Below are 12,039 nucleotides of genomic sequence, written 5' to 3'. Positions count from 1 at the left end.
CGCGGGCGCAGGCACGGACGGGGCCGCGGCCCCACCGACAGTGCCCGGCGCCTCCGCGAGGCGCTCCCCCGCCACACGGTCCTCCGCCACACGGTCCTCCGCGACCTCGACCGACTCCTCGGCGATGCCCTCGCCCAGCGCGAGCAGCGGGTTCTGGTCGTGGGACTCCAGCTGCACCCGGGAGTGGGAGTAGGAGTACCCGAAGTAGATGCCGAGTCCGACCAGCAGCCACACGACGAAGCGCAGCCAGGTCTCCACGGCGAGGTTGGCCATCAGCCAGATGCACAGGACGCCGGAGAGGATCGGCAGCCACGGGGACCACGGCACGGTGAACCCGCGCGGCAGGTCGGGGTAGCGCTTGCGCAGGACGGGCACCGAGAAGCTCACGAGCACGAATGCGCTCAGCGTGCCGATGTTGATCATCTCCGAGAGCTGCCCGACGTCTGCGAGGCTCGCGATGACGGCGACGACCACACCGCACAGGATCTGCAGGCGCGCGGGCGTGCCCCGCCTCGACGTGTGGGACAGTCCACGCGGCAGCAGCCCGTCACGGCTCATCGCGAAGACGACGCGGGCCAGTCCCAGCAGCAGCACCATGATGACGGTGGTGAGGCCGATGAGGATGCCGATGGTGATGAAGGTCCCCACCCAGTTGGCCCCCACCAGGCGGAAGGCGGTGGCCAGGCTCGGCTCGTCCTGGGCGGCCATCTCCTTGTAGCTGACCATGCCGGTGACGACGATCGTCACCGCGATGTAGAGCAGGGACACGAGCGCCAGGCCACCGAAGATGCCCCGCGGCAGCGTCTTCTGGGGGTCCTTGGCCTCCTCCGCGGTGGTCGCGACGATGTCGAAGCCGATGAAGGCGAAGAACACGAGGGCCGCAGCACCCAGCAGCCCGTAGACCCCGTAGCGGGTGGGCTCCGCGCCGGAGAGGAAGGCGACCAGCGTCTGGCGCAAGACGCCGCTGGCGCCGTCGCTCTCGACGGGCTCCGAGGGCGGCAGGAACGGCGAGAAGTTCGACAGCTTCACGTAGGAGGCGCCCGCGATGACGATGAAGATCGTGATGCCGATCTTGATGACCGTCAGCACCGAGTTCACGCGCGAGGTGAGCTTCGTGCCCAGCACCAGGAGCACGGTGAACAGGCCCACGATGAGGATCGGCGGCCAGGAGACCGCCAGCGGCCCCACCTGGATCTCGGTGGAGATGCCGATGTTGAGGAACTCGAAGACGTTGCGGACGTAGATGCCCCAGTACTTCGAGATCACGGCTGCCGCCATGAGCATCTCGAGGATGAGGTCCCACCCGATGATCCAGGCGACCAGTTCGCCCAGGGACACGTAGGAGAAGGTGTAGGCCGATCCGGACACGGGGATCGAGGAGGAGAACTCCGCGTAGTTCATCACCGCGAGGCCGCAGATCACGGCCGCCAGGACGAAGGAGATGATGACGGCGGGCCCCGCGTAGTTGGCGGCCGCCTGGGCCCCGACGGAGAAGATGCCCGCGCCCACGGCCACCGCCACGCCCATGACCGCGATGTCCCAGGCGGACAGCTCGCGTTTGAGGCTGCGGTCCGGGTCCTCCATGTCCTCGGAGACCTGGTCGATGGTCTTCTTGACGAACAGACTCATTGCCGCCCTTCCACGTTGATGGGACACGCCGCGGGGGGTGCCCCGGTCGGATCGCTGATCCACGTTACGCGCCACCGTCTGACGGGAGAATGTCGTCTCACGGGAGGGACGGGTGCCGGACTGCCCGACCGCCGGGACGCGCCCGAACAGGTCGGGTGACCCGCGGTCCCACCTGGATTGGTGATCCCCACGACGAGGGCGACCGCCCCGCGCTCCCGGAATGCCGGCCCCGCGGCCGCAGTCGGTCGCGGGCAGCGGCCTCTTCACCGACGAGGGCGACCGCCCCGCGCTCCCCCGACGTCACGCCGCCGGGGACGCCCTCGTACGGGTACGGGAGTGCCCCCCGGGTCCCGGCGGTCCCGGCCCCGGGGGGGCAGTGCGGCAGTGGTGGAGCGGGCGCGTCCCGCGGGACGGCGCCCGCAGGGCTGCATCTCAGCCCTGGACCAGGCGCGCCCCCGCGACCAGGGACTCCAGCTTCGCCCAGGCGATGGAGGGGTACACGCGCCCGCCGAGCCCGCAGTCGGTGGAGGCGATGACGCGCTCCGGACCCACGGCGTCGACGAAGTGGCGGATGCGCTGGGCGACCAGCTCGGGGTGCTCGACCACATTCGTCGAGTGCCCCACGACGCCGGGGATCAGGACCTTGTCCTCGGGCAGCTCGATGTCGCGCCACACGGTCCACTCGTGCTCGTGGCGGGCGTTGGCGGCCTCGAAGGTGTAGCCGTGGGCGTGGACCTGCAGGACCTTGTCGACGATGTCGGCCAGGGGGATGTCGGTCGTGTGGGGTCCGTGCCAGGATCCCCAGCACACGTGGAAGCGGACCTGCTCCTCGGGGATGCCCTCCAGCGCGCGGTTGAGCGCGTCGATGCGCAGCTGGATGTAGTCGCGGTAGTCCTCCAGGGCGGGCTCGGGGTTGACCTGGTCCCAGGCCTCCGCGATCGAGGGGTCGTCGACCTGCACGGTCAGCCCGGCGTCGGTGATCGCCTTGTACTCCTCGTGCAGCGCGTTCGCGCACGCCTCGAGCACCTCGACGTCGTCCTTGTAGTAGGCGTTCGACACCCGCGCGGCGGAGCCCGGGGACAGGGCGGCGACGAACCCGTCGGCCGGGGTGAGGCCGTTGGCCGCGAGCGCCCTCGTCACGAAGTCGATGTCGCGGTGGACGGCCTCCTGGCCGATGTAGGTGAGGGGCCCGGTGATCGTGGGGAAGACGGTGGGGCCGGACCTGGCGACGTGGATGCCGGACTCGGGATCGGAGTAGGCGTCACGGAAGCGCACCCAGTCGCGGCGCTCGGAGAAGGGGGCGAGCTGGACCTTACCGCCGGCGGCGGGGGGCGCCATGTCGAAGCGCTCGTCGGTGGACAGCTCCAGGCCGCCGAAGCGGGAGAAGGAGTAGAACCACCAGGCGCCGTAGTCGACGCTCTCGGTCATGATGTGCCCGTACTCGCCGTCGTTGACGACGTCGATCCCGATGTCGTGCTGGCGTCGGACGACCTCGTCGACGGAGCGCTGGAGGATCTCGGCGAACGCCTCCTCGCCGATCCCGGCGCGACGCGCGTTGGCGTCGAGCAGCTCCTTCGGACGTGGCAGTGAGCCGACATGGGTGGTGCGGATGGGCATCTGTCTCCCTCTCTCGAGTTTCCTCCAGCGTACGCAGCCGCCCTCGTGCGCCCGCCTGCGTCCGGACAGTGGTCGATCGTTCCACGGGCCCACGAGGGCGCCCCCGGCGAACCGTCGCGGACCACGGGTGCCGGTGCTCCCGGCACGGGTCCCAGGGGCGCACGCCCCGCTCCCGCACAGCTCCCGGCACCGGGAGCAGATGAGGACGCGACGCCGGGTGAGCTGACCCGGGCACGCGCCGCCAGCCGGAGGACCGCTCCGGGCCGGGTCACCGCGGCCGTGCTCACCGCGGCCGGGGTCACCCGCGGTGCGGGATCAGGGCGCGGCGCACTGCACGAGGGTCCCCTCACCCCGTGCGCTGAGGGCGTGCTCGCAGGCGGCGACGAAGGCCGCCTCGCCGCGGCGCAGCTCCAGGCGCTGTGCACCCCGGCAGGCGTCCCCGACCGAGACGGTCACCTCGCCCTCGGTCACGATGACGACGCGTGGACCCTCACCGGGGACGGGCACCTCCCCGCCGCGCGGCGTGGTCACCGAGAGCTGGAACTCCTGGGCGGGGGCGAGGAAACGGTCGGTCGTCGCGGTGGGGTGCTCGGGCGCCACACGCACGGGGGGCAGTGCGGAGAACTCCGCGATCTCCACCAGCTGCGCGGCATCGACGTGCTTGGTGGTCAGCCCCGCGCGCACGACGTTGTCGGAGGACGCCATGACCTCGATGCCCATGCCCGACTGGTAGGAGTGGATCATCCGTGGGGGGATGTAGACGCACTCACCGGGGCGCAGGGTCACGGGGTTCATGAGGAAGGCCACGATGATTCCGGGGTCCCCGGGGTGGAGCTCCGCGAGGGCGGCGACCATGCGGTCGGTGCGCACCGAGGGGGATCGGCCCTGTGCGAGGCGCTCGGCGCTGGAGTCCACGAAATCGCCGATGGACTCCGCGGTGACGGGCGAGTCCGGGTCGAAGAGCCACGCCACCAGGGAACGCAGGCCGCCGCGCACGGTGGCCAGGCGCAGGCGCTGGTGGAGGTTCTCCGCCAGGGGGCAGTCGAGCCCCTCCAGGAGTTGGCGGGCACGGCGCGGGACGCGGAACCCGACCAGGGCCTCGAAGTCGGTGAGTGCGTAGAGCATCTCCGGCTTGTGGTTCATGTCCCGGTAGGTGCGCCCCGCATCGGTGCGGGGGATGCCGAGGATGTCCTCGCGCAGGTAGCCCTCCCGGGCGATCTCCTTGGTGGGGTGGACCTGGAGGGACAGGGGGCGCGAGGTGGCGATGACCTTGGCGAGGTAGGGCAGCTGCGGGCCGAAGGCGTAGACGAGGCCCCTGCCGAGCATCCGCTGGGGGTCATCGCCGATGAGCTCGGCCAGGGTGGCGCCGTCCGCGGTGAGGGTGGGCCCGTCCGGATGGGCGCCGAACCACAGCTCGGACCAGGTGGAGCCGTCGGGTGCCCGACCGAGCAGGCCCGGGATGGCGTCGGTGGAGCCCCAGTCGTCGTGCTTGGCCCATCCGCTCAGCTTCTCCACGTGCGCGTCCTCTCCGCCTGTGCCGGACGTCCGACCGACCTGTGCTGCAGATGCCTCCTGGCGTGCCCCGTCGGGCGGGCCTCAGGCGCCGACGATGCTGGGGGCCGCGGCCTCCCAGCGCTCCTTCCAGTCCCCGATGGGCTCAACTCCGATGCGGCCGCAGCGCGTCGTGGCCGAGGACCGAGTACGCGGGACGCGGCGCCGGGCGCTTGAAGGCCGCGGCCGTGGTCTGTCCGACGGCCTCGGGGGAGATGCCGATGGAGGAGGCGATCTCGCGGGTGAACTCCCACCAGGAGCACTGCCCCGACGAGGTGCCGTGGTAGATGCCCGACGGTGCCTTGGCCTCGATGAGGCGCAGGACGAGGTCGGTGAGGTCACGGGTCCAGGTGGGCTGGCCGACCTGGTCGGTGACGACGTCGACGTGGCCCTTCTCGCGCAGCAGCCGCGCCATGACCTTGGGGAAGGGGTTGCCGTGCTCGCCGTAGAGCCAGGCCGTGCGCACGATGAGGAAGTCCACACCCTGGGAGCGCACCGCCCACTCCCCCGCCGCCTTGGTCCGCCCGTAGGCGCCGAGCGGCGCGAGGAGGTCGTCCTCGCCGTAGGGGGAGGTCCCGTTGCCGGGGAAGACGTAGTCGGTGGAGATCTGGACGAAGCGGGCGCCCGAGGCGGCGCAGGCAGCCGCGACGTTCTGGGGGCCCACGGCGTTGAGGGTGAAGGCCAGGGGCTCCTTCTCCTCGGCGGAGTCGACCTGGGTCCAGGCGGCGCAGTTGATGACCACGTCGTTGCTGCCGGGGGTCCCCAGGGCGTCCATCACGGCCACGGGGTCCGTGATGTCCAGCTCGTCGCGGTCCACGGCCACGACCTCGTGCCCTCTCGCCCGTGCCGCCGCCACCAGGTCCTGTCCGAGCATTCCGGCCGCGCCGGTCACCGTCCATGTCATGGCCCCGATCATATCGGGCACAATGGGGGACGCCGGCGCCCCTGGGGTGTCGGCGCATGTGTGGTGCACGACGAGGATCTGGAGACCCGGAATGGAATGGCGTGAACTGTCGGTCAGCGGCGCATGGGAGATCACCCCGAAGCAGTTGGGTGACCCCCGCGGCCTGTTCATGGAGATGTTCAAGGAGGACGAGTTCGAGGCCCACCTCGGCCACACCTTCGACCTGCGACAGGTGAACTGCTCGACGTCCTCCGCCGGCGTCATCCGCGGCATCCACTTCGCCGACGTGCCCCCCTCGCAGGCGAAGTACGTGATGTGCCCCAAGGGCGCGGTCCTCGACATCGTCGTCGACATCCGGGTGGGGTCCCCGACCTTCGGGAAGTGGGACAGCGTCCTCCTGGATGACGCGGACCGGCGCGCGATCTACCTCTCGGAGGGTCTGGGCCACGCGTTCTGCGCCCTGGAGGACGGGTCCACCGTCGTCTACCTCTGCTCCGCGCAGTACCACCCCACCCGCGAGCACGGCGTGAACCCGCTGTGCTCGACGATCGGCGTCGACTGGCCGACCACGGACCGTCAGGGCAACCCCATCCACCAGCAGTTCTCCGAGAAGGACACCGTCGCGCCGGGCCTGCTGGAGGCCGAGGAGCAGGGCCTGCTGCCGACGTACGAGGAGACCCAGGCGTTCATCGCCTCCCTCTCCTGACGCCGAGGTCCGCTCTGTTCCAGGCCTGAGGTCCGCTCACTTCTGGGGCCGAGGTCCGCTCTGTTCCAAGCCTGAGGTCCGCTCACTTCTGGGGCCGAGGTCCGTTCTGTTCCAGGCCTAAGGTCCGCTCCGGTCCCGGTGCGGGGCCCGCCCTCTCCGGGCCACCCCGCACCGTTCTCATCGCGACCTGCGGGACGGGGACCCGTCCCACAGGTAGGCTCACAACGTGTCCCCCGTCACGTTCCAGGAGCTCCTGGTCATCGCGCTGGGGCTGTGCTTTGCCTGCGGTGCGGTCGTGGTGGGCCTCAGGCACCCCTGGGGGGCGACCGTCGCGGCCATCGTGTCGATCCCCGCGGTGCCGGTGTGGGTGGGCACCGCGGTCGGCCCCTTCTTCCTCACGGTGCACTTCCTGCTGGCACTCCTCGCGGTGTGCGCCATGGTGCGCGCAGGACAGGACCTTCCCCACGTCCACCCCGCCGACCTCGTCGTGGCGGGCCTACCACTCCTGGCCCTCGTCATGACCGCGACGGGGAACACCAACCTCAACCAGGTCTTCGTCCAGGTCCAGTGGCTCACGGCCTACGCACTGGGCCGCCTCGCCTTCCACACCTGGCAGCGCCGCCGCGTCCTGTCGGTCGTGGGAATCGCCTTCACAGGTGCCGCGCTCCTCATGCTGGTGGAGGCCGTCACCTCGGAGAACCTCTGGATCCGCAACCTGGGCCTGGCGAACTCCCTCTTCACGGTGTGGGGCACCCAGCAGTTCCGAGCGGGTGAGGTGCGCACCGAGGGCGCCTTCGGGCACTCCATCGCGGCGGGCATCTGCCTGGCGATGGCCGCCGTGCTCACACTCGACGCCCGTCTGTCCCAGTGGGTGCGCATGGCCTGCTCGGCGACGATGCTCGCAGCAGTGCTGACCACCCTCAGCCGCATCTCGATGGTCACGGGCGCGCTGGGTCTGCTCTTCGCAGCGTGCCTGGCGCGCTCCAGCCTGACGCGCCGGGCCCGGGGGCTGGTCCTCGGACTCCTCGCCGTGGGGTCCGCGGTCTACCTGTGGCGTTTCTCCGGGGTCCTGGAGAGCGCCGGGGACGAGGGCGAGAACAGCGCACTGTACCGCACCTGGATCCTCGACCTGCTCCCCACGCTGCGACCCCTGGGCGTCGCCTCCAGTTACTCGCGGACCTCCGCCGGGACCAACACCTACGGGGCCTTCCGTTCCATCGACAACGCCTTCCTCGTGTTCGGGCTCGCGAACGGGTGGATCCCGATGCTCATCCTGGCCGCCCTCCTGGTGGGGGCCGTGGTCCATGCGCTGAGGGGTCGCGCCGGGGTGGCCGGTGTCGCCCTCGCCGCCCAGGTGCCGGCGCTCCTCAGTGTCGCGCTCATCACCCAGTACTCCGTCATGTTCTGGATGACCGCGGGCTTCGCCGCCACCGAGGCCCTGGCCCTCAACGCCCGGACCCCCGTCCGCGGGCATGGACCCGTCGGGGTGGCCGCGCCATCCCCCCACAGCGCCCCACCGGCGCGCACCCCCGTAGGAGGACTCCCGTGCTGAACCATGCCAGCGTCACATCGCTCAGGAAGCACTGGGTGGCCGTCCTCGTGTGCGCGATCCTGGGGATGGTGGCCGCCGTGGGCTACTCCTCCACACTCACCCCCCTGTACCGGTCCACCTCGGGGCTCTACTTCACGCTGAACTTCGGCAACACCGCCAGCGACCTGGCCCAGGGGTCGACGTACACCTCCAACCAGATGCTCTCCTTCGGGATGCTCGCCACCTCCCCCGTCGTGCTCGACGGGGTCATCGAGGACCTCGGCCTCGACACCGACGCCAACGAGTTGGCGAGATCGGTCTCCGTGTCCACCCCGCGTGACACCGTGGTCATGGAGATCTCCGCGATCAGTCCCGGCCCGGCCAGGGCCGCTGACATCGCCAATGCCACCGCGAAGCACCTCGCCTCCGTGGTCGAGCAGTACGCCCCGCGCGCTGCCGACGGCAAGGCCACCGTCACGGTGCGCACGATCCAGCCGGCGGTGCCCGCCCGGTACCAGTTCTCCCCCGACAAGAAGGTCAACGGGGTGCTGGGGGGGCTGATCGGTCTCGCCGTGGGCTGCGCACTGGCGGTCGTCCTCGCCGCGCGGGACAACAAGGTGCGTGACGCCCGTTCCCTCGCCGACACCACCCACGCCGCCTTCCTCGGGACCCTCAGGGACAGACCCGACCCCGAGGGGCACGAGGCCGTCGTCCTGCAGGAGCCACTGAGTCCCTTCGCCGAGGAGTACCGACACCTGCGCACCAGCCTGAGGTTCGCGGCCCTCAACAAGCACCCCCTGACCCTGGTGGTGGCGTCCTCGGCGCCCGGGGAGGGCAAGTCCACCGTCTCGTTGAACCTCGCCGCGGTCCTGGCCGAGTCGGGTAGCCGGGTCCTGCTCCTGGACGCCGACCTGAGACGGCCCCGCATCGCGCAGTACTCCCACGTGGAGGGGGTCATCGGGCTCAGTGACGTCCTGGTGGGCGAGACCACCCTGGACGACGTGGTCGTCCCGCTGGGTGACAGTGGCGTCGACGTCGTCCCGGCGGGGTCCTCGGCCCCGAACCCGGGGGAGCTCCTCTCCGCGCGGCCGATGGCGGAGATCCTCACCGAGGTCCGCTCCGCCTACGACGTCGTCATCGTCGACACCGCGCCGATCCTCGCGGTGAGCGACGCTCTCACCCTCGGCCAACTCGTGGACGGGATCGTGCTGGTCGTCAGGGCCAACCGGACCACCAAGCACGACGTGGCCCGGTCCCTGGAGGCGATCCGCTCCTCGGGTTCCACACTCCTGGGCGTCGTCCTCAACGGTGTGAGGAGATCCCAACGACGCGACTCCCAGACCTACGGGTATGCGAGCCAGGTCGCCACCACTCCCTCCGCGTCGCCCGGTCGCGCGGGGCGGACACGGCGCAACGTCTTCTCAGTCCACACGGGGCACTCCGCAGACTTCGAGCGATCGGGGCCGTCATGACCAACCCACCCTCCGGGCCACCTCGCCCGCTCGCACGCCGCCGGGAACTCCGACCCGGGGAGGACTCCGGGAGCGGACCCCCGCCTGGACGGGAGGGACAGGTGCTCGTGCTCTGCTCGGCCAATGTGTGCCGCTCGGTCCACGCGGCCCACCTGATGCGCGAGGTGCTCGCGGAGCGTCGGGTGGAGGTCACGTCGGCGGGCCTGAGGGCCCACGACGAACTCCCCCCCTGCAGGGAGGTGCGGCGCCGCACCGAGGCGCGGGGGGCGCCGCCACTCCCTCGCCGTCCCGCCCGTCAGGTCGCCACCTCGGACGTGGAGAGTGCCTCCCTGGTCCTCACGATGACCAGCGCCCAGCGGGCAGCGGTCGTGAGGTCCGACCCGTCCGTGCGGCCGAGGGCCTTCACCCTCCTGGAGGCGGCCGCCCTCGTGGGCGCCACCGGACCCGCTGCCGACCTCGACGAATGGGTGGGTGCCCTGGAGCTGGCGCGCTGCCGCGTCCCGCTGCCTCCTCCGCCCCGCTCCTTCGCGCTCCCCTGGTTCGGTGCGCGCCAGAGGAGCGCCTCCCCCCTCGACATCTCCGATGGGCACACCAGCGCGCGGCGCGGGGCCCACGCGGCCACCCTCGACGCCGTCGAGGGGGCCTCCCTGGCCGTGGCCGAGGCCCTCGCCTCGGCCCTCACCGCGTACCGTCCCCCCACGGAGGCACGATGACACCCCGACCGATGACCGTCCTGATGTCGTTCCCCCCGCCACGTCCCACCTCGAACCCGTACAACTCCCTGCTCATGGACGCCGTCGCCGAGCAACCGGGGGTCACCGTCCTCACCTTCTCGTGGCGACGCCTCCTCTTCGGCGACTACGACCTCTTCCACGTCCACTGGCCCGAGATCCTGGTCGACGGGAGGTCGTGGTGGAAGAAGAAGGTCAGGCAGGCGTTCTTCGCAGCGGCCCTCCTCCGCCTGCGGGCCACGCGACGTCCCCTGGTGCGCACCCTGCACAACCTGGAGCTCCCCAGCGGCATCTCGGCCACGGAGCGGGTCCTGCTGCGCTGGGCGGAGCGGTGGACGACCTGGTGGATCGTCATCAACCCGACCGAGGAGATCCCGGAGGGCCGCCCCTTCGACGTCGCCCTGCACGGCCACTACCGGACGTGGTACGCGAAGCACCCCGCCCACCGACCGGTCCCCGGCCGCTTGGGTTTCTTCGGCATGATCCGCCGGTACAAGAACGCGGTCGGTCTCGTCACGGCCTTCCGCCGGACCGACAGCCCCGACCTCAGCCTCAAGGTGTGCGGGAAGCCCTCCACGGAGGAGCTCGCCGCGGAGATCACCCGCGCAGCCGACGGGGACCCGCGCATCACCCTGGTCCTGGACTTCCTGGACGAGGCCGCCCTCGTCGCCCAGGTGACCGACTCGGAACTGGTCGTCCTGCCCTACCCGGAGATGCACAACTCCGGCAGCGTGTTCGCGGCCCTGTCCCTGGACCGGCCGGTCCTCGTGCCCGACAACGAGGTGAACCGCCGACTGGCGGACGAGGTCGGCCACGAATGGGTCCTCATGTACTCCGGGGAACTCAGCGGCGAGCACCTCGAGCAGGGCATCGAGCGGGTGCGGTCCACCCCCGCTGGAACCCGTCCCGACCTGGCACAACGCGACTGGGACGTGGTCGCCGCCCACCACGTGCGCGCCTACCGACACGCCCTGTCGCGATCCCGTCGACGACCCTCGAGGGAGGGATCGCGCCCGGCCGCGCACGCGTGACCCCGGGTGCGCCCCCGACCGGGAACGAGGGCGGGCAGGTGGTCTCCCGCCACCGCGCACGAGGGCGGGCAGGTGCTCCCCCGTCACCGCGCACGAGGGCGACGCCGGAGCCAGCCGTGACCTGGCCGGGGGTCAGCGTTCGGCGCCCCAGCGGATCGGCGCGTGGCCGGGGATCAGCGGGCGTCGCCGGTGAAGACCGCCGTGGTCGTGGTGGTCCCGAGCGACACGCTCACCGAGATCGGGCGCCGCGCGGACTCGGGCACTGCGAAGACATAGGTCCCCTCCGCGGTGGCGTCCGGTGCGAGCTCTCCGTCCAACCACTTCGCGGGTTCCCCGATCATCCCGGCACCGGGTGCCCCGGCGGAGTCCGTCATGTTGACCGACACCTGCGTCAGGTCCACCGGCCCACCGCTGGTGTTCCTCACGGACACGCTGACGACGAGGGCGGGACCTGACACCTCACCGGGACCTGAGGCCGTCGCGGTGGCCGACCTCAGGTCGGAGAGCTCCACCTCCACCCCTTTGGATCCGGTCCCCGAGACGACGACCGACTGGTCCAGGTCGACCTCCTCTGTGGGAGGCTCCGCACCGGGTTCCACCACCTGGTTGACGTCCCCGTCCTCGGCGGGCTCCGCGACCGGGGTCGCCGTTGCGCGAGGTGTCGCGCTGCTCGGGGTCGCGGAGGGGGTGGTGGAGGAGCCGGCACCGGACTGGGAGGTTCCCGGGCCCGACATGGCCGCGACCGCTCCCGCCCCCGACTGCCCGGCGCCTCCGCTGGTGCACCCGGAAGCCAGGAGGGCGAGGGCGACGAGGGCAGCGGCCCTCATCCCCCAGGTGGGTCGTGGGGTCACCGGGGCGCTCATGGGG

The 12,039-nt window shown here is 71.3% G+C and carries 10 protein-coding genes; 5 read left to right on the top strand and 5 right to left on the bottom strand.

The window, feature by feature from the left end; genetic code table 11:
- The 4 genes from TA90_RS00350 to rfbD form a co-directional block, all read right to left on the bottom strand.
- Positions 1–1,629: amino acid permease (locus TA90_RS00350; protein ID WP_052450312.1), on the bottom strand; the 1,629-nt coding region annotated here is incomplete at its 3' end.
- A gap of 432 nt (positions 1,630–2,061) precedes the next feature.
- The gene (locus tag TA90_RS00345; RefSeq protein ID WP_043534046.1) at positions 2,062–3,246 is read right to left on the bottom strand and encodes a cobalamin-independent methionine synthase II family protein; all 1,185 of its coding nucleotides are present in this window, start codon (positions 3,244–3,246) and stop codon (positions 2,062–2,064) included.
- A 315-nt stretch (positions 3,247–3,561) separates the two neighbouring features.
- Positions 3,562–4,761: a mannose-6-phosphate isomerase, class I gene (gene manA, locus TA90_RS00340; RefSeq protein WP_043534045.1), complete on the bottom strand. Its 1,200-nt coding sequence runs from the start codon at positions 4,759–4,761 to the stop codon at positions 3,562–3,564.
- A gap of 142 nt (positions 4,762–4,903) precedes the next feature.
- Complete coding sequence (rfbD, locus tag TA90_RS00335; protein WP_231550614.1) at positions 4,904–5,701, bottom strand: dTDP-4-dehydrorhamnose reductase; 798 nt, start codon at positions 5,699–5,701, stop codon at positions 4,904–4,906.
- 91 nt (positions 5,702–5,792) lie between these two features.
- Between rfbD and TA90_RS00330 the strand changes: the two genes are divergently transcribed.
- From TA90_RS00330 to TA90_RS00310, 5 genes are all read left to right on the top strand, one after another.
- Positions 5,793–6,407, top strand: a complete 615-nt coding sequence (locus tag TA90_RS00330; RefSeq protein WP_043534044.1) for a dTDP-4-dehydrorhamnose 3,5-epimerase family protein — start codon at positions 5,793–5,795, stop codon at positions 6,405–6,407.
- 226 nt (positions 6,408–6,633) lie between these two features.
- Entirely contained in the window at positions 6,634–7,959 is a 1,326-nt protein-coding gene (locus tag TA90_RS14760; protein WP_043534043.1) for a hypothetical protein, read from the top strand.
- Positions 7,953–9,410: a tyrosine-protein kinase domain-containing protein gene (locus tag TA90_RS14415; RefSeq protein WP_052450311.1), complete on the top strand. Its 1,458-nt coding sequence runs from the start codon at positions 7,953–7,955 to the stop codon at positions 9,408–9,410. The genes TA90_RS14760 and TA90_RS14415 overlap by 7 nt, the downstream gene beginning before the upstream one ends.
- A 101-nt stretch (positions 9,411–9,511) precedes the next feature.
- Positions 9,512–10,123 (top strand): arsenate reductase/protein-tyrosine-phosphatase family protein, encoded by a 612-nt coding sequence (locus TA90_RS12960; RefSeq protein ID WP_052450310.1) that lies wholly within the window; start codon positions 9,512–9,514, stop codon positions 10,121–10,123.
- Entirely contained in the window at positions 10,120–11,172 is a 1,053-nt protein-coding gene (locus TA90_RS00310; protein ID WP_043534042.1) for a glycosyltransferase family protein, read from the top strand. The genes TA90_RS12960 and TA90_RS00310 overlap by 4 nt, the downstream gene beginning before the upstream one ends.
- Before the next feature lie 173 nt (positions 11,173–11,345).
- Here TA90_RS00310 and TA90_RS00305 read toward each other — a convergent pair.
- Positions 11,346–12,039 (bottom strand): hypothetical protein (locus TA90_RS00305; protein WP_222704581.1); only part of this gene is annotated, 694 nt, incomplete at its 5' end.

Origin of the sequence: Actinomyces polynesiensis, from assembly GCF_000820725.1 — a bacterium.
Lineage (GTDB): Bacteria > Actinomycetota > Actinomycetes > Actinomycetales > Actinomycetaceae > Pauljensenia > Pauljensenia polynesiensis.
The sequence above is the reverse complement of the archived record's forward strand: the minus strand, read 5'-3'. Positions and strand labels throughout refer to the sequence as shown.

Bases quoted from the DNA above. Each gene is read 5' to 3' on its own strand.
- TA90_RS00345 (WP_043534046.1), bottom strand. From the start codon at position 3,246: ATGCCCATCCGCACCACCCATGTCGGCTCACTGCCACGTCCGAAGGAG.
- rfbD (WP_231550614.1), bottom strand. From the start codon at position 5,701: ATGACATGGACGGTGACCGGCGCGGCCGGAATGCTCGGACAGGACCTG.
- TA90_RS00330 (WP_043534044.1), top strand. From the start codon at position 5,793: ATGGAATGGCGTGAACTGTCGGTCAGCGGCGCATGGGAGATCACCCCG.
- TA90_RS00310 (WP_043534042.1), top strand. From the start codon at position 10,120: ATGACACCCCGACCGATGACCGTCCTGATGTCGTTCCCCCCGCCACGT.